The organism is Rhizobium sp. YTU87027 (assembly GCF_050644135.1).
Classification (GTDB): domain Bacteria; phylum Pseudomonadota; class Alphaproteobacteria; order Rhizobiales; family Rhizobiaceae; genus Rhizobium.
In genome coordinates this window covers 54,427-71,840 of sequence record NZ_CP098443.1, presented here as the reverse complement: position 1 = coordinate 71,840, position 17,414 = coordinate 54,427, and the positions used below count along the sequence as shown (strand labels likewise).

The following is a 17,414-nucleotide window of genomic DNA, read 5'->3' as shown; positions in this document are numbered from 1 at the left end:
ATCGTTCTTTCATTGGACTGTCTCATGATTCGATTTTTCGAGAGGCAAGGTCGTAAACGCGAGCGCGACGGCACAGAGGACAAGTGCCTGCGGCCTGATGCGTCTTCTTCGGTCCCAAGCAGCGAAAGGTAGCTCGCCGACCGCAATACCGGGAGTGACTGATTGGCCGGTAAACACGCTGCTGGTGAAAACATGGCCCTGGCTTAAGCTGGCTCCGAACACGGTGTGGCGCCGGTTTGGAATTTCGACGTTGTTCAGCAGCGCGATGCCGTCAGTTTTCACCGCAACAGGGCAGGGAATCCGCTGTGCGAGAATGTCGACTGGCGGTGCCGCCCGGCCTTCGACGTTTGCGGTATCGGCAAGAATCTTTGTTCTGCCCGGGTCAACGCTAATCACGGGCTGGCTCGTCGCGCGGTAAGGCGCTCCATGCAGAAAGGGTTGGGAAGTTGACAATTCGTCGCCCGCGGCACCAATTGTTCGGTAGGTTGACGAATTATTAGAATCGAGGGAACTGACTGTCAACTACAGAACAGAATAGGGAATGGATGCGAGTCGATGGACGCCTCCCAACGCAGCGATGCGCGGAAAGCCGACATTATGAGGTTGGAAACATTGCCTGGTCAGCATCGGCACCTCGCGCGCTGGCTGCGGAAGGCTGGCGGGGGTTTGACTAAAGACGAACTCGCTTCGCTTCTGGTGTCGGGTCGAACTATGCACGCCAGGCCGTAGTTGCTTGCGGGTAAATTCGGCAAGTCAGCATTCGACTCTTATTGATCCATGAGGCTGGGATCAGTGTGAGCACGTGATAGCGCGTTGCCATCTCGATCATGGACTAGCGTGTGCGCGACTTCGGCCGTCGGTAGTGGCGAGCGAACTTTGCCTTGCTTTTGCTTCTCGCGACAGTGTTCAACTATTTTTTTGAGGGGCGTCGACGTTTCTTGGGAGCGCCGGACAGGAGATACTCGCCAGAGTTCACGAGAAAGCGCTCATTCTCGCGAATTCGACGCTGTGCCACCTCGCCGAGCCTGCTGATAGTCAAGGCCGCAAGCAGGTTCGCAATCGTTATTGCTCCCAGCGCGGATTCGGGGAATGCCCGGCCAGACGACTGCGCCACGAAATGCAATGGTCCCGCAAACTTGCTGATGGGCGCGGCAAAGCTGTCAGTAATCGCGATGACGTGCGCCCCCGAAAGCGATGCCTTCTCGGTCAACGTCTGAACCAGTCGGTTGAACGGCGCAAAGGTCACCGCAACGAAAACGTCACCCGGCTGGATATCGTCCAGCGCTCCTTCCGGTGCGCCTCCGGGATTATCCAGCAGAATTATGTTTGGCCGAGCTTTCCGCAGTGTATAGGCGAGGGTGAAAGCAGGCGTGAATGCCGTTCGCCGACCTATGACGTAGATTTTTGGCGCCTGGACCAGCAGTTGCACAGCCCTATCGAGTTTGTCTTCCGACAGATGCGCCTTTGCCTGCTCAACGACGGCTAGCTCTGTCGAGAAGAACGAATCGATGAAAGGCTGTAGCCCGGAATTTTTGCTCAGTTCGGCGATCAGTCTTCCAGCGCTCAGCTCATTGCGATTTAGGGATTGTCGATCTCTTTGCTGGCGCTCCTGAGCCATATCGATGAACTGCTGACGCAGCTCACCATAACCGGCATGTCCCAACTTTTGTGCCAGCCTGACAAGACTGACGGGCTGGATGTTGGCGCGTCTCGCAACTTCGCGCATCGTATAGAACGGAATTTCGTCCGGATTGTTGATGAGGTAATGAGCCGCATCCACCGTCTGTCCGGAAAGCTCAACGCAGATCTTTTTAACTCGCTCGATCACATCTGGTTCGGTCATGGGTCTCTCTGGAACATCGACCGGCGGTCGCGTTTTCAAGGCGGATCACTTTCCGGCAAATGTCCGGGCGAAGCAATGATTGATTGCCATATTTCGGGGATTGTTTGCAACCTAAGGGATGACTGCGCGACCGCGTGGGGCTTTGATCTCGCCTTGCTTGCGTGGGCCAAGACGTTGGGCAGGCCACACGGTACTGATTCGCCAGGTAGTGAATGTGCCTTCACATTGGCTTGGCAGGTGTCGAAGATTAGCCAGGGAGTGCGAGAAGCGATCGCCTCCCCAGAAGCCTGTATCATCATTGCGAACATCCGCAGCCTAACTCGACGCATTGCAAGATATTGCTTTGCACGTCGTTCGAACCAGCCTCGCCCCGAAAGGTTAGTTGTCGGGTGAGATGTAAAGCTGCCAACTACGCCTGGACCGTCGCGACCTGCCACAATGGCAGCCAGCATCAGGTCAGGATTTCCAGCAAAACTCTCAATAGGACGCGATAGTTGGCTGGGTCAGTGTCACCCCCGAGACGCGCGCGCTGTCACTCTCAACGAGGTGGAATAGAGCTCGGACATTGCGATATCAGGCAGTGCGCCTGGGGCAGGCGAAACAAACAAAACCATAACTTGGATCACATGATCCAATTGACATTATATTGGATCATGTGTTGAATGAAGTCACTTGGGAGCGGATGGAGAGCACAATGAAACCCGGCGTAGTTCACGCGCTGTCGATGGCCACATGCATCTTCGGGATGCGCAAGAGCGGAATCGGCACCGTTACGTGTTTGCGCTGGGCTGGGCCGCCGGCCTTCGCCAGTGCGATCAGAAGTGCTCCAGCGTCGAGCCCGCCAACAAAATGGACGCCGCTTTTGAATATGGGAACAATGGCTGGAGAGTTCCGGCCCTAAACGTGAACCGCGTTCTGATCCCAATGATCGATCAGCGGGCTCACCCGCTAAACGAAAACCCGAATGACTGTCGATGCGGGACGCCAATTCCGACACGATAAGCAGGAAAGCACCCATGAAAATTCTCGTCCCCGTGAAGCGGGTGGTTGACTACAACGTGAAGATCCGGGTGAAGCCGGATGGCACGGGCGTCGAGCTTGCGAATGTGAAGATGTCGATGAACCCGTTCGACGAGATTTCCGTCGAGGAGGCGCTCAGGCTGAAGGAAGCCGGCAAGGCCGAGGAGGTGATCGTCGTGTCGATCGGTCCGGCCAAGGCCGAGGAGACGCTGCGCACCGCGCTCGCCATGGGCGCCGACCGGGCGATCCTGGTGGAGACCGACGATCAAGTCGAGCCGCTCACTGTGGCCAAGATCCTGAAGGGCGTCGTCGACGCCGAACAGCCGGGCTTGATCATCGTCGGCAAGCAGGCGATCGACGACGACTCGAACCAGACCGGCCAGATGCTGGCCGCCCTCTTGGGTTACGCCCAGGCGACCTTCGCCTCGAAGATCGAGATCGAAGTCCCTGGTCCTGGGGGCAAGGCGCAGGTGACGCGCGAAGTCGATGGCGGCCTGCAGACGATCGAGATCAAGCTGCCCGCCGTCGTCACCTCGGACCTGCGCCTGAACGAGCCGCGCTATGCCTCGCTGCCGAACATCATGAAGGCGAAGAAGAAGCCGCTCGACAGACAAGCTCCTGCCGATTTTTCCGTCTCCACCGCGCCGCGCCTGAAGGTCTTGAAGACCGAGGAACCATCGGGCCGCAAGGCCGGCGTCAAGGTCAAGTCGGTCGCCGAGCTGGTTGAGAAGCTTAAAGTCGAAGCCGGCGTCCTCTAAGGCGAGACAGGGAGATATATCCATGGCCATTCTTCTTCTGGCTGACCACGACGGCAGCCACCTTTCCGACCAGACCGCCAAGACGCTGACGGCGGCCGCCAAGATCGGCGGCGACGTCACCATCCTCGTCACCGGCGCCGGTGCCAGGGCTGCGGCCGATCAGGCCGCCAGGCTGTCGGGCGTGTCCAGGGTGCTCCTTGCCGAGGATGCAAGCCTCGCCCACAATCTCGCCGAGCCGCTGGCCGCGCTGATCGTTTCGCTGGCAGGCAGCTACGACACGATCATCGCCGCCGCCACCTCGACCGGCAAGAACGTCATGCCGCGCGTCGCTGCCCTCCTCGACGTTGCCCAGGTCTCGGAAATAACAGAGGTGGTCTCGGCCGACACTTTCAAGCGGCCGATCTATGCCGGCAACGCCATCCAGACGGTGCAGACGACCGACGCCAGACGCGTCATCACCGTGCGCACCGCTTCCTTTCCCCCGGCCTCCCAAGGCCCGTCTGCTGCCGTTGAGGAGATCTCAACGGCAGCTCTTTCTTCCGGGCTGTCGCGCTACGTATCCGACGCCCTTTCCACTTCGGACCGTCCGGAACTGACCTCGGCGAAGATCATCATCTCCGGCGGCCGCGCGCTTGGTTCGGCGGAGAAGTTCAGGCAAGTCATCCTGCCGGTGGCCGACAAGCTCGGGGCCGCCGTCGGCGCAAGCCGCGCCGCCGTCGATGCCGGTTACGCCCCGAACGACTGGCAGGTCGGCCAGACCGGCAAGGTCGTCGCGCCTGAGCTCTACATCGCCTGCGGCATCTCCGGTGCGATCCAGCATCTCGCCGGCATGAAGGACTCGAAGGTCATCGTCGCCATCAACAAGGACGAGGAGGCGCCGATCTTCCAGGTCGCCGACTACGGTCTCGTCGCCGATCTCTTCGACGTCCTGCCGGAATTGCAGAAGGTGCTCTAGCAGCCAAGAGATCTTGTGTCGTTGCGTACTCCAATTGCGCAGGATGGCCGCGGGCATGTCTGCGCCACCTAATGAACAAATCAGGAAGGCCAGCTATGCCACGGGTGCCGACAACCGTCCAACGATATGAAGACCTCCTTCTCAATGACGAAAGCGAACCTGCAAAACGGCGGGTATCCGCTCTTAACCGAAGCGCGCGCCCCCGCCCGTTGGAGATCGTTCTAAACGCAGTTGGCGACATGCTCCTGTCAGCCCACGCGCCGGTCATGGCGAGCTTTGTTGCTGGCAAGGTCTACCAGCGGCTCCAGCAGCCCGGACCAATAAACGACGGGTTTCAAGCTGGCTTCGACGTGGGTGATCACTTCACCCGCGCAATAGATAACATCCGCACCTCCTTACCGCATCTCTCCGATGCCGCAGAAAGCCTAGCCGAGCTAAAGGAAACTCTGCTCTGGCGCTCGAGCCGAAGCGGTCCATTCGCCAGTCTGAAATTCGAGCAGTCGCATGCGCATGCAATTCTGGCTGGACCGGGAGGTCTAGAGGAGCGAAGCGATGTGCGTGTCGGTGTCACGTTAATGGCCCCATACAGCCGCTTTCCTGACCATGTTCAGTTTCACTCGCGGGTCTTTCTGTTGCTCTCCGACGGCGAGATCTGCTTCGATCTCAGTAATTGGTTCCGGGCCAACGCCGGAACCATCTTTTTCAACGAGGCGGGACGGCAGTTCGCGATGCGATGCACGTCCGAACCACTGCTAGCCATCTGGTGCCATGTAGAAGACGCCAGGCTCTAAAGTGTTCGCCCAGATGGAAAACAAAACGGATCAGTGGTGCTCGAGACGGACCGGGAGTCAGGACAGGCTCATCAGTTCCATAATATAGATTATCTCACATGCAACTATAGGTAGCGCATCACCACCAGCGCCACCATTGGGATAATCGCTATCGAAGCAGGAGAATGCATGCATGTCATACCTAATGATGGCCTTTACCATTGCCTTGCTTCTTGTTGCAATTTCAATCCTTTCGAGAGCTCTCGAACTGAGAAAATTGGCCGGATGGACGGCAATCTCTGCGACCATTGTCGCCGCAAGGTCGACTATGATCTGCGATATCTGCGTCGTATTCATCGACGTTGTTTACGAGGTGCGTGGGAGAAAATGGAAAAGGTCGAATGTGAATACCTATAGTTGTTCACAAGGGGCCTTTCGCAGCGGGAACGAAATTGGCGTTCTCGTAGACCCCGAAAATCCAGAGATGTGCAGAGTAGAACGCAGGACCATTTGGGATGGCGCGCTCCGCCGTATTGTTGTGGGTACGTGAGATCAGCCTGGGCTCCCTTCCCCGCGCCTGGAGGCCCCAAACAGAACGAGGTTCACCATGATCAGATCCCCATGCACATGTATTTGATCTCGAGATAGTCATCCATGCCGTACTTGGAACCCTCACGGCCGTTGCCACTCTCCTTCATGCCGCCGAAGGGCGCGACTTCGGTTGAGATGAGACCTTCATTGATCCCGACAATCCCATAGTCCAGAGCCTCGGCGACACGCCAAACTCGTGAGATATCGCGCCCATAGAAGTAGGCCGCGAGACCAAACTGGGTGTCGTTTGCTAGGCGGATGGCGTCTTCCTCCGTCGTAAAGCGGAAGACCGGTGCGACAGGTCCGAAAATCTCCTCGGTGAAGATCTGCGACTTCGGTGATGCATCGGCGATAACCGTTGGTTGATAAAAACTGTATCCAAGCGGATGCCGGGCTCCGCCGGTCACAACGCGCCCACCCCGATTGACCGCGTCGGAAACGAGTTCCTCCACCTTTATGACGGCCTTGTCATCGATCAGCGGCCCGATCTGGACACCGTCGCCGAAGCCGTTGCCCACGCTCAATTCCGATACGACCTCGGACAACCGTTTCACAAACGCGTCATGAATGCCGGACTGGACAAGGAAGCGATTGGCACAGACACAGGTCTGGCCTGCATTGCGATATTTGGATGCGATTGCACCCTTGACCGCAGCTTCGACGTCGGCATCGTCGAACACGATGAACGGCGCATTGCCGCCAAGCTCCATCGAAGTCCGCTTTACCGTGCGGGCACACTGCGCCATCAGGACCTTGCCGATTTCGGTCGAACCGGTGAAGCTCAATTTGCGCACGATCGGATTTGAGGTCAGTTCCTCGCCGATTTCGCTAGCCGACCCGGTGACGCACGAGAGGACGCCTTTCGGCATGCCGGCGCGCTCGGCCAGAACGCACAACGCCAGTGCTGAAAGCGGCGTCTGACTGGCCGGTTTGATCACCATCGTGCAGCCTGCCGCAAGTGCCGGCCCTGCCTTTCTGGTAATCATGGCGGCGGGAAAGTTCCATGGAGTGATCGCGGCACAAACGCCGATCGGTTGTTTTATGACGACGATGCGCTTATCTGCCGTCGGGGCGGGGATGGTGTCGCCATAAACCCGCTTCGCCTCTTCTCCGAACCATTCGATGTAGGATGCGGCGTAGGCAATTTCCCCCTTCGCCTCTGCCAGGGGCTTGCCTTGTTCGGCCGTCATGATCGCGGCGAGGTCATCCTGGTTCTGCATCAGCAACTCAAACCATTTCCGCAAGATCGCAGCGCGCTGCTTGCTGGAAAGAGCTCTCCAGCCTGCGAGTGCGAATTCAGCTGCCTCGATGGCGCGCTTTGTCTCAGTCCGGCCCATCTTCGGCACCGAAGCAACAACGGAGCCATCAGCCGGATTGGTCACAGCGATCTGATTGCCGCTTTCCGCGTCATCCCATTCGCCGCCAATGAAGCATTGCGTGCGCAAGAGCAATGGATCGTTGAGTTTGAGAGCTGCCATTGAGATATCCTTCAATCGAAAAAAATCATGCCAGAGCGAGCAGCGGCTCAAGCACGCGTCTCGCAGAATTGCCAAAGGGAACGGGACGCCGGGCCAGTCGGTCGACATTCACATGCACGAAAAAGCCTTCCGCCGATGCGGTCTCCTCCCCATTGCGAAAGAGCCCGATTTCGTAGCGAACGGATGAATTGCCGAGTTTCGCGACACGGATCCCGGCGGTCACGACGTCGGGAAAGGCCATCTCCGCGTGGTAACGGCAACCCGTCTCCACGACGACGAAGATCTCTGCTCCGCCCTTCATGTCCAGCACGGCGTTTTCGATCAGGAAGCCGTTTACCGCCGTATCGAACAGGCTGTAGTGGACGACGTTGTTCATATGTCCGTAAATATCGTTGTCCGACCAACGTGTTCCAACAGTCCGGAACACCCTATAATCGGATCTCGTGCCCGGCCCTGTGCGCTCTATCATCACCAGGCCGCCTTGTAGATCGCGAGCGCATCCGCCTCGCTCACGTTGCGCGGATTGTTCACGAGCAGCCTGGTCTGCTTCATGGCGTCGCGCGCCATGTCGGCCAGGTATTCCTCACCGATCCCGACATCCCGCAGCCGGGGCTGCAGTCCAAGCTTCGCCGAAAGTTTGGCAAGTCGCTCGATGAAGGCGGCACAACGCCCGTGATCCCCCTGTTCGGAGGACAGATCCGGGAAGGCATCGGCGGCGATTTCAGCATAGATGGAGGCCGCGTCTGGCGCGTTGAAGCGCAAGACGTGCGGCAGTACGAGGGCGTTCGAAAGCCCATGGGGGACATGAAACGTGCCCCCGATCGGATAGGCGAGTGCATGCACGGCTGCGACCGGTGAATTGGCGAAGGCCTGCCCGGCCAGCATCGAACCGAGAAGCATCGCGCCGCGTGCAGCACGATCCTTTCCGTCGAAGACCGCCTTTTCGATATTTGCCCCCAATAGCTGAAGCGCCTGCCGCGCAAGCATTTTGGACAGGGGATTGTTGTTGGCGTTCCTGGATGCATAGGCCTCGATGGCATGGACCATCGCATCGACGCCGGTGGCAGCCGTGATCGCCGCGGGCAGGCCGAGTGTCAGATCCGCATCGAGGATGGCGATGTCGGGCAGGATGATTGGCGACGAAACCCCCCGTTTTTCATCTCCGCCGACCGTGATGATGGACACGGGCGTCACTTCGGAGCCGGTTCCAGCCGTCGTCGGCACAAGAACTAACGGGAGACGCGGTCCTTTTGCATTCCCGACGCCCCATGCCCCGTCGATGTCCTCACCGGAACCACACAAGAGCGCCACCACTTTCGCGACGTCCAGCGAGGATCCGCCACCAAATCCGACTACTCCGGTCACGCCGTCGGCCTTTGCCGCCTCGGTTGCTGCCAGGACAGTCGCCAGCGACGGGTCGGCCTCGACTCCGTCAAAGATGGTGGTGCGAATTCCCGCGTCCGCCAGGGACTTCAGAGCGGGCCCGCAAAGGCCGAGCTTACGCAAACCGGGATCGCTGACAAAAAGAACGCGGTCTCCAAGCGTCCTTTTTACGAGGCCGCCAATCTCCGCAGAAGCGCCTGGTCTGAAAACGATCTGGCTGGTCGTGCTAAAGACAAAAGGATACATGAAGGTCTCCAATGAATATTTCTGCGTCAGGCGGCGGGAAGGCTCTCGCGAAGTTTGACACGGAGGATTTTCCCGGATCCGGTGCGTGGGATTTCCTCTACGACATAGACACGGTCCGGGACCTTGTAGGCAGACAGGCGATCCCGGCAGTGACCGATCAAAACCTCCTCATCAAAGCCCTGAGCGTCCCTGAGCACGACGCAAGCAACAGGGACTTCCCCCAGCATGGTGTGCGGCATGCCGATCACTGCACAATCCATGACCGTTTCATGGAGCAATAGGATCGTTTCTTCCACTTCCGCCGGTGCGATGTTCTGCCCGCCACGGATGATCAACTCCTTGAGGCGACCTGTGATGGTGAGGAACCCGTTCTGGTCGGATCTTGCGAGATCTCCGGTGTGATACCATCCGTCAACGATGGCTTTTTGGGTCTCGTGAGGTTTGTTGTGATAGCCCTGCATCAGGTTCGGCCCCCTGCAAATCAATTCTCCCTCGATACCCATCGGTACATCCAGCCCGGTTTTCGGATCGACCAGCCGGACGGTCAAACCGGGAACCGGTAATCCGCATGAGCCAGGAACGCGCCACTTGCCGGGCCAGTTCATGGTGACCATCGTCGATGTTTCGGTGATCCCGTAACCATCCAGCAAGGGAACGGCGAAGAATGCTTCGAAGTCGCTGTTCAGCGTACCGGGCATAATGGCCCCGGCGGAGACGCAGAGCCGAACCGATGAAAGCAGCTTCTCGCCGCTCGTCTGGCAGGCCGACAGGAAATAGTGAAAGACGGTAGGCACCCCCGGCATGAACGTGAAGCGCTTGGTCCGAAGCAGTTCAGTCGCCTGGGAAGTCGAAAACTTCTCCATGATATATTCGCTGGCGCCGGTGGCGATGATGGAAAGAACCGCGATGTTCAGGGCGTAGGAATGATAAAGAGGCAGGGTGTTGAGAACGACGTCATCTTCGTTCAGTCCGGCGATCGGCGCCCAGCATGCGGCCGTGACCCACAGCATGGAGCGCGTCGAGAGGAGTACGCCCTTTGGCTGGCCTGTGGTTCCTGAGGTGTAGACGATGTATGCTGGCCGATCGATGTCCTGGTCGTCCTCGAATGTGAATCCCGCTGTCTGTTGCGGGCGCCCGAGACCAGTCTCGTCATCGGTGGTGATCAGTACGGTCGGTTGTTCGAGGCGCTGCAGCAAAGCTTCCGCCATCGGCCGTTTTTCCGGCGTCGTTATCAGCACCGCGCATTCCGCGTCGGTGAGACGGTAGCTGAGTTCGGCCTCGGTCGACTCGATGCTGACCGCGACAGCGATGCCTCCCGCCCTTACGACCGCGAGGCAGGCTACGACCCAGTTGACCGAATTGGGCAGGAAGATCACCACCGCCTGCCCCGTCTTGAGGCCCAACGTGGCGAGTCTAGTTGCCAGGCCCTGCGTCTCAACATCGAGATCCCGATAAGAAACTGCACGCCTTTTGTCCTCGAACGCCAGTTTGTCCGGGTGCAGGCGAGCGTTCCGTCGGAGAATCTCTCCGACGGGTGCAATAAGCTCGAAACGTATCATGACTTGTCCTCCCGCCTTTCCGTTAGACCATGCAGAAGCCGCCGTTGACGCTGATCACTTGGCCGGTAACCCACGAAGAAGCGTCCGAGGCGAGGAAAGTCACCATGGGTGCGACGTCATCCGGCTTGCCGATGCGACGCAACGGATATGCCTTTACGATCTTCTCGCGGTTCTTCTCGAGAAACACGGGATCCGAATGGGACGTCTCGATCAGACCGAGCGAAACCGTATTGACCGTAATGTTGTTACGGCCGAACTCGCGAGCAAGCGATTTGCCGAGCGCGATCGTACCACCGCGCGCAGCCGCTGCGAGGGCGAGGTTGGCTTCGCCGATGCGAGAGCTGTCGCCGACGAGGTTGATGATGCGACCCGCGTTTTGCCCGATCATCAATGGCGCCACTGCATGGCAGCAATTGATCGCCCCGTAGAGGCAAACGTCAATCTGCTTTTTCCAGTCCTCAGGAGTCGATTCAATAAACCGCTGATATTTGACGTAGCCGGCATTGTTCACGAGAATGTCGATCGTCCCGAAATCGCTCTTGACGGCCGCGACCATCGCCTTCACCTGGCCATTGTCGCTGATATCGGCCTGATAAGCCTTCGCCTTTCCGCCAGCGGCCTTGATCGACGCGACGACGGCTTCGGCCTCGCCCTCCGAACGGCTATAGTTGACCGCAACAATGGCGCCCTCGGCTGCAAGAGTGCGAGCGATGTCACCGCCCACATCGCGGCCACCGCCGGTCACCAGCGCGATCTTTCCGTTCAAATTAGTCTTCATTGCAATTCTCCTTGATATATTGACAGGCTGCCGTGGCAGCGAATTTGGACGCGTTCCGGCACGCCAGATCGCCATCGTTATTTTCCGAGGAAACGTGGCGGGCGCTTCTCCTTGAAAGCTTTCCGGCCCTCGATGTAGTCGAGGCTCGCGCTGGCCTCATCGATCAGCTGCTCGGCAGCCTCCGGGTCGAGCTGGCCGCGAGCGCATCCGTTCAAGATAAACTTTGCCCCCTTGATCGTGAGCGGCGCGTTTTCCGCCATCTCGGCCGCAAGATCGTAAGCGGCGGCCAAGGATTCATCCGCAACGCCATCTATGAAGCCGATATCAATTGCTTCGTCGGCTTTGAAACGCCTGCCGGTGTAGAGGATCCGCTTGGCAGCGGTCACGCCGACCAGCGAAAAGAGTTTGCGTGTCGCGGAGACTCCGTAAACGATCGAAAGGCGCGCCGCGGGAATGCCGAATACAGCGCTGCGCGCGGCGATCCGGAAATCACAGGACATGGCAAGATGCGCCGCGCCTCCGAGGCAGTAGCCCTGCAAGGCGGCAATCGTTGGCTTGGAGACTGCATAGATCGCGTCGCCTGCCCCATCGACTGCAACTTCGTATCGTTTGCTCTCACCTGCCCCTTCGCGGACCTTGTCGAATTCACTGATATCCGCACCGGCGGAGAAATCGTCGCCCGCCCCTGTCAGGATGATGGAACGGACCTGGGGATCGCGATCAAACTCCGTGAAGATGTCCGCCAATCGCCGCCACATGTCATAGGTGACGGCATTGCGTTGCTGTGGGCGGTTCAACGTAACGGTCGCGACGCCATCGACGTTCTGAACGAGAATTTCACTCATGGCCTACTCACACTTGCGCTCCAAAAACCTGCGGTTGCGAGCTTTCCGGTCTTTCGCGGATGGGCGCCCGGCGGGCGCCCCGAGGTCTTAGTTCTTGACGAGCGGGCACTTGCTTTCGGACAACGGCCGGAAAGCCTTGTCGCCGGGGATGGTGGTGACCAGCTTCAACAGGTCCCATTCACCCTTGGATTCGCCCGGTGCCTTGACCTGATAGACGTACATGTCGTGGACCATGCGGCCGTCTTCGCGGATCTTGCCGTTCTTGGCGAAGAAGTCGTTGATCGGCGTTTCCCTCATCTTCGCCATGACCTGTGTGGTGTCCGTCGTTCCTGCCGCCTGGACGGCCTTCAGATAGTGCATGGTGGAGGAATAATCGCCGGCGTCGCCCATATGCGGCGGACGGCCGACGCGTGCCTCGAACCTCTTTGCAAATGCTCGCGTCTCATCGTCACGATCCCAATAGAAGGCGTTGGTGAGGATCATGCCCTGTGCGGTTTCAAGACCGAGCGAGTGCACATCGGTGTCCCAGACCAAAAGGCCGGCAACCGTCTTGCCAGACGAAGTGAGACCGAATTCCGCAGCTGACTTGACCGCGTTGATGAAAGTTGTACCCGATCCCGCCATCGCCACTACTTGTGCCGGCGACGCTTGCGCCTGAAGCATGAAAGCACTGTGGTCAGAGGTTTCGATGGGATAGCGCACGGCGCCGGAAACCTCTCCCCCATTGGCCTTGACGATCTGCGTCGCGTCGGCCTCCAGTGCGTGACCGAAGGCATAGTCCGCCGTCAGGAAGAACCAGTTCTTCAACCCTTGCCGTATCAGTTCGTTGGCAGTGCCGTTTGCCAGCGCATAGGTGTCGTACGCGTAATGAATGCTGTTCGGTGTGCAACTATCGTTCGTGAGGCGCGACGTTCCCGAGCCGTTGACAATCGCAATCTTGTTCTCGTCTTTTGCGACCTGCGTTACAGCGAGTGCGATGCCGGAATTGATCAGGTTGTTGATCATCGTGACGCCCTGCGATTCATACCATTCTCGGGCTGTCGAAACGGCAACTTCCGGCTTGTTCTGGTGATCCGCAACAATGACTTCGACCGGGCGGTCAAGAACCTTGCCGCCGAAGTCCTCGACAGCCATCTTCACGGCCGCGATCGCCCCCTCTCCCGCCTCATGTGAGAACTGGCCGCTGATGTCCGTGAGCACCCCTACTCGAACAGGCCCAGCATCCTCGGCTGCAGCTGATGCCGCGACAGCGGCGAACGCGGCAACGCAAGACAGTAACATCCTTATCGATTTCATCATCAATCCTCCCGATTGCCGGCGCCCAGGCTCCTCCCGGGCGCCATACTTTCACTTGCGTTATCATACCTAGATGCAGTGCATCACTGCTATGATATGCGCTGCATCAGCGTAGGGTGTTTATCGTAAGCAGAAACTTTACCGATATGCAAGCTTGCATTATTAGACTTAGTGTGTTTTTATGATTTTACCTTCGCGAAAGAGACGAAGGACGCGGCTCGCCTCTTGGGCGTCCGTGGGAGGAACAAAATTAAGCCGGTAGGGAGGACTCGTGCCGGACACCGCACCCATCATCGAGGCGCGCGAATTGACGCGCGTGTTCGGCGGCTTTGTCGCTGTCAAGAACGTCAACCTTAAGGTTCGTTCCGGGACCATTCATGCGTTGATCGGCCCCAACGGGGCAGGCAAAAGCACGCTGTTCAATCTCTTGACCAAGTTTCTGACCCCGAGCGGCGGAAGCATCATCTTCAAGGATCGCGACGTAACGCAGATGGCGCCCGCAGACATCGCCCGGCTTGGTCTCGTCCGATCATTCCAGATTTCGTCCGTGTTCCCGCATCTCAGCGCGTACGAGAATGTTCGCGTCGCCCTGCAGGCGCGCGAACGTGAGACCTTCGCCTTCTGGAGGTCAAACAAGAACCTTCAGCGCTTCAACGACGAAGCAATGAACCTGCTGGAGAGTGTTGGTTTGGCGGACCGTGCCCGAGCAAAGGCGAGCGAACTATCCTACGGCCGGAAACGGGCGTTGGAACTGGCGACGACGCTGGCACTCGATCCGGAAGTTCTGCTTCTGGACGAACCGATGGCGGGCATGGGAACTGAAGATATCGGGCGGACCGCGAGCCTGATCCGGTCAGTCGGAATAGGCCGAACCGTTCTGATGGTGGAGCACAATCTCGGTGTCGTCGCGGATCTTTCCGACACGATTACCGTATTGCGGCGCGGCGAGGTCATTGCCGAGGGCAGCTATTCCGACGTGTCATCAGACAGCGAAGTCCAGAAAGCGTATCTAGGAGGGGCACATGGCTGAAGCCCGGCTCCTCAGTGTGAATAATCTTGAAGCCTGGTATGGCGAGAGTCATGTCCTGCATGGCGTCACCTTCGACGTCCGCAAAGGCGAAGTCGTCACATTGATCGGCCGCAATGGCGCCGGCAAAACGACGACGCTGCGCAGTCTGATCGGAGTGGTCGGCAAGCGGCGCGGTACGAGCGTTTACAAGGGTGTGGATCTTTTGAACGTCGCGCCCCATAAGGTCGCGCGTCTCGGGATCGGCTATGTCCCGGAAGAGCGAGGGATCTTTTCGACACTGAGCGTTATCGAGAACCTGATGTTCCCGCCCGCCTGGCAAAGCGGCGGCATGGAGATCGACGAGATCTATAACCTGTTCCCCAATCTGAAGGGACGCGACCATACTCCCGGCACGCGCCTGTCCGGTGGCGAACAACAGATGTTGGCGATCGGTCGAATTCTGCGAACCGGCGCCGACTTCATTTTACTCGACGAACCGACGGAAGGGATCGCGCCCGTGATCATCGAGGAGATCGGCGCGGCCCTGCGCATCCTCAAGGAGCGCGGAATGACAATCATTCTGGTCGAGCAGAATCTGCGTTTTGCGGCCTCTGTCGCCGATCGTCACTTCGTCCTCGATCAAGGCAAGGTGGTCGATGAAATTTCCAACAACGTCCTCGATGCCAACATGGAACGGCTGAACCGCTATCTCGGAGTGTAAGCCATGGCACATCTTTTCAAACAGGTAGAAACCGATGACTGAAATTTTCGGCGTTCCGGCTTCCGTCCTTCTCGGCCAACTACTGCTTGGCCTGATCAACGGTTCATTCTATGCACTTCTGAGCCTTGGTCTGGCGATCATCTTCGGTATGTTGAACGTAATCAACTTTGCGCACGGCGCCTTCTACATGCTCGGGGGTTTTGCTGCGTGGTTCCTTCTTTCTCAGTTGGGGCTGGACTACTGGACCACTCTCATCGTGGCGCCGATCATGGTGGGCGCTCTCGGCGTGCTCGTAGAGCGGCTGCTCCTCAAGCGGCTGTACCGGATGGACCACCTTTATAGCCTGCTTCTGACATTCGGCATTGCCATGATGGTGGAGGGTTTGTTCCGCCACCTATTCGGTTCCGCCGGCAAGCCGTACCCAGTGCCCCCGTCACTGACCGGAGGCATCAATCTCGGCTTCATGTTCCTGCCGATGTACCGCGGCTGGGTGATCGTTGTCTCGCTGGTGGTCTGTATTCTGACCTGGTTTGCAATCGAGCGCACCAAGCTTGGCGCTTATCTGCGAGCGGCCACTGAGAACCCTGCCCTGGTACAGGCTTTCGGCATCAACGTACCGCTGATGCTCACGTTAACCTACGCTTCCTGCGTGGGGCTGGCCGGTTTTGCCGGAGCGCTTGCCGCGCCGCTTTATCAGGTGAGTCCGGGCATGGGCTCCAGCATCATCATTGTCGTGTTTGCAGTCGTGGTGATCGGCGGTATGGGGTCGATCGGAGGTGCGATCGTTACCGCACTCGGCCTCGGCATCACCGAAGGCCTGACCAAGACTTTCTATCCCGCGGCCTCTTCGATCGCGGTGTTCGTGATCATGGTGCTCGTCATCCTTATCCGGCCGTCAGGCCTCTTCAACCGCGAGGCATGATCATGGTCAGCGCCCCCCTCTCCACTTCCACGCCGCTCACGAGTTTCCTTCGCACGGGAAGCAATACCTTAATGCTGATAGTCGCCGTTCTGATGCTGTGTGCGCCGCTGGTGGTTTATCCTCTCTTCCTGATCAAGATCCTGTGCTTCGTGCTGTTTGCGGCGGCGTTCAATCTTGTGCTCGGATATGCCGGCTTGCTGTCGTTCGGGCACGCCGCCTTTTTCGGAGGCGGCGCCTATATCGCGGCTCAGGCTGCGAAGGTCTGGCACCTTCCGTTTGAGCTCGCGGTGCTTGCCGGGACGATATTCGCGGCCGCAATCGGCCTCGTCTTTGGTGCACTTGCCATTCGTCGTCACGGCATATACTTCGCGATGATCACACTGGCCCTTGCGCAGATGATCTATTTCCTGGCCGTTCAGATGCCTTTCACGGGCGGTGAGGACGGCATCCAGGCCGTGCCACGAGGCTACCTTCTCGGTCTCATCGACCTCCGGAATACTACCGCCATGTACTACACCGTTCTTGGCGGAACGGTGATCGGTCTCCTCATCATCTGGCGCGCCGTAAACTCGCCGTTCGGCCATATCCTTTCGGCAATTCGCGAAAACGAAACCCGCGTCACGTCCCTTGGCCTCAAGCCGGACCGCTACAAACTGATTGCCTTCACGCTGTCGGCAGCACTCTCGGGTTTCGCAGGTGCACTTAAGGCTATTGCATTTCAGCTTGCCTCCCTCGTTGACGTGACGTGGCATATGTCGGGCGAAGTCATCCTCATGACATTGCTGGGCGGCATGGGCACGCTCATCGGTCCGATCGTCGGCGCATCCATCGTCGTCGGATTGGAGCATTTTCTATCAACCAGCGGCCTGCCCATCACCTTCATAATCGGGCTGTTCTTTGTGGTTTGCGTCATGACATTCAGGCGGGGGGTGTTCGGCGAACTAAAGGCGCTTTGGGAACGCCGCCAAGGGTGAAATGGCAGGTATCATTATGCAGGCAAAACAAACCCACGGACGCGCCTAAACAAAACTAAGCGAAAGAGAAGCAGGAGGTACGGCCCGCCTAAACCGACACTGCTAGAGCAGATCCTGCTTAATCCGGATCATATCCTGCGGCTCTGAAGTATTTGGCGAGCGCCCTCCGGTTGATGCCCACCTGCCACTCAACGAACAGACGCTCGACCATTTCGTCGAGCATCACGGCCTTACGATCGTCAATCATCACGACAACGGATGCCTCG

At 58.5% G+C, this 17,414-nt stretch carries 18 protein-coding genes; 7 read left to right on the top strand and 11 right to left on the bottom strand.

Annotated features, from left to right (window positions below; genetic code table 11):
• Nucleotides 1–9 precede the first annotated feature (9 nt).
• Nucleotides 10–396, bottom strand: coding sequence for a hypothetical protein (locus NBG89_RS30945; RefSeq protein WP_431324728.1), 387 nt, complete (start codon nt 394–396; stop codon nt 10–12).
• Between the two features lie 514 nt (nt 397–910).
• Nucleotides 911–1,843, bottom strand: a complete 933-nt coding sequence (locus NBG89_RS30940) for a MurR/RpiR family transcriptional regulator (protein ID WP_431324727.1) — start codon at nt 1,841–1,843, stop codon at nt 911–913.
• Between the two features lie 1,016 nt (nt 1,844–2,859).
• On the opposite strand from NBG89_RS30940, the gene NBG89_RS30935 reads away from it, so the two are divergent.
• The 3 genes from NBG89_RS30935 to NBG89_RS30925 all read left to right on the top strand — a co-directional run bounded on the left by NBG89_RS30935 (nt 2,860) and on the right by NBG89_RS30925 (nt 5,367).
• Nucleotides 2,860–3,621 (top strand): electron transfer flavoprotein subunit beta/FixA family protein, encoded by a 762-nt coding sequence (locus NBG89_RS30935; RefSeq protein ID WP_431324726.1) that lies wholly within the window; start codon nt 2,860–2,862, stop codon nt 3,619–3,621.
• Between the two features lie 22 nt (nt 3,622–3,643).
• On the top strand, nt 3,644–4,576 hold the full coding sequence (locus tag NBG89_RS30930) for an electron transfer flavoprotein subunit alpha/FixB family protein (protein ID WP_431324725.1): 933 nt from the start codon (nt 3,644–3,646) through the stop codon (nt 4,574–4,576).
• A 266-nt stretch (nt 4,577–4,842) separates the two neighbouring features.
• Entirely contained in the window at nt 4,843–5,367 is a 525-nt protein-coding gene (locus NBG89_RS30925) for a dimethylsulfonioproprionate lyase family protein (RefSeq protein WP_431324724.1), read from the top strand.
• Between the two features lie 57 nt (nt 5,368–5,424).
• Here NBG89_RS30925 and NBG89_RS30920 read toward each other — a convergent pair whose 3' ends face one another.
• The 8 genes from NBG89_RS30920 to NBG89_RS30885 all read right to left on the bottom strand — a co-directional run bounded on the left by NBG89_RS30920 (nt 5,425) and on the right by NBG89_RS30885 (nt 13,522).
• Complete coding sequence (locus NBG89_RS30920) at nt 5,425–5,703, bottom strand: hypothetical protein (protein ID WP_431324723.1); 279 nt, start codon at nt 5,701–5,703, stop codon at nt 5,425–5,427.
• 254 nt (nt 5,704–5,957) lie between these two features.
• Nucleotides 5,958–7,415, bottom strand: coding sequence for an NADP-dependent succinate-semialdehyde dehydrogenase (gene gabD, locus NBG89_RS30915; RefSeq protein ID WP_431324722.1), 1,458 nt, complete (start codon nt 7,413–7,415; stop codon nt 5,958–5,960).
• 25 nt (nt 7,416–7,440) lie between these two features.
• Nucleotides 7,441–7,884 (bottom strand): acyl-CoA thioesterase, encoded by a 444-nt coding sequence (locus NBG89_RS30910; protein ID WP_431324721.1) that lies wholly within the window; start codon nt 7,882–7,884, stop codon nt 7,441–7,443.
• Complete coding sequence (locus NBG89_RS30905) at nt 7,884–9,044, bottom strand: iron-containing alcohol dehydrogenase (protein WP_431324720.1); 1,161 nt, start codon at nt 9,042–9,044, stop codon at nt 7,884–7,886. Before NBG89_RS30905 ends, NBG89_RS30910 begins: the two co-directional genes overlap by 1 nt.
• Nucleotides 9,045–9,070: 26 nt before the next feature.
• Complete coding sequence (locus NBG89_RS30900; protein WP_431324719.1) at nt 9,071–10,603, bottom strand: class I adenylate-forming enzyme family protein; 1,533 nt, start codon at nt 10,601–10,603, stop codon at nt 9,071–9,073.
• Nucleotides 10,604–10,625: 22 nt separating this feature from the next.
• A complete protein-coding gene (locus tag NBG89_RS30895) occupies nt 10,626–11,381 on the bottom strand; it encodes an SDR family NAD(P)-dependent oxidoreductase (protein WP_431324718.1) in 756 nt (251 codons plus the stop codon).
• 77 nt (nt 11,382–11,458) lie between these two features.
• Complete coding sequence (locus NBG89_RS30890) at nt 11,459–12,226, bottom strand: enoyl-CoA hydratase-related protein (RefSeq protein ID WP_431324717.1); 768 nt, start codon at nt 12,224–12,226, stop codon at nt 11,459–11,461.
• Nucleotides 12,227–12,313: 87 nt separating this feature from the next.
• The gene (locus NBG89_RS30885; protein WP_431324960.1) at nt 12,314–13,522 is read right to left on the bottom strand and encodes an ABC transporter substrate-binding protein; all 1,209 of its coding nucleotides are present in this window, start codon (nt 13,520–13,522) and stop codon (nt 12,314–12,316) included.
• 271 nt (nt 13,523–13,793) lie between these two features.
• Between NBG89_RS30885 and NBG89_RS30880 the strand changes: the two genes are divergently transcribed.
• Genes NBG89_RS30880 through NBG89_RS30865 form a run of 4 tightly spaced genes read left to right on the top strand, consistent with a single transcriptional unit; the run spans nt 13,794 to nt 17,148 of the window.
• Nucleotides 13,794–14,552: an ABC transporter ATP-binding protein gene (locus tag NBG89_RS30880; RefSeq protein ID WP_431324716.1), complete on the top strand. Its 759-nt coding sequence runs from the start codon at nt 13,794–13,796 to the stop codon at nt 14,550–14,552.
• Nucleotides 14,545–15,252 (top strand): ABC transporter ATP-binding protein, encoded by a 708-nt coding sequence (locus tag NBG89_RS30875; protein ID WP_431324715.1) that lies wholly within the window; start codon nt 14,545–14,547, stop codon nt 15,250–15,252. The genes NBG89_RS30880 and NBG89_RS30875 overlap by 8 nt, the downstream gene beginning before the upstream one ends.
• A 34-nt stretch (nt 15,253–15,286) precedes the next feature.
• Nucleotides 15,287–16,174 carry a branched-chain amino acid ABC transporter permease gene (locus NBG89_RS30870; RefSeq protein WP_431324714.1) on the top strand — a complete coding sequence of 296 codons (888 nt, stop codon included), beginning with the start codon at nt 15,287–15,289 and terminating at the stop codon, nt 16,172–16,174.
• 2 nt (nt 16,175–16,176) lie between these two features.
• Entirely contained in the window at nt 16,177–17,148 is a 972-nt protein-coding gene (locus NBG89_RS30865) for a branched-chain amino acid ABC transporter permease (protein ID WP_431324713.1), read from the top strand.
• A gap of 118 nt (nt 17,149–17,266) precedes the next feature.
• On the opposite strand, the gene NBG89_RS30860 is transcribed toward NBG89_RS30865, so the two are convergent.
• Nucleotides 17,267–17,398, bottom strand: a complete 132-nt coding sequence (locus NBG89_RS30860) for a hypothetical protein (protein ID WP_431324712.1) — start codon at nt 17,396–17,398, stop codon at nt 17,267–17,269.
• Nucleotides 17,399–17,414: the final 16 nt, after the last annotated feature.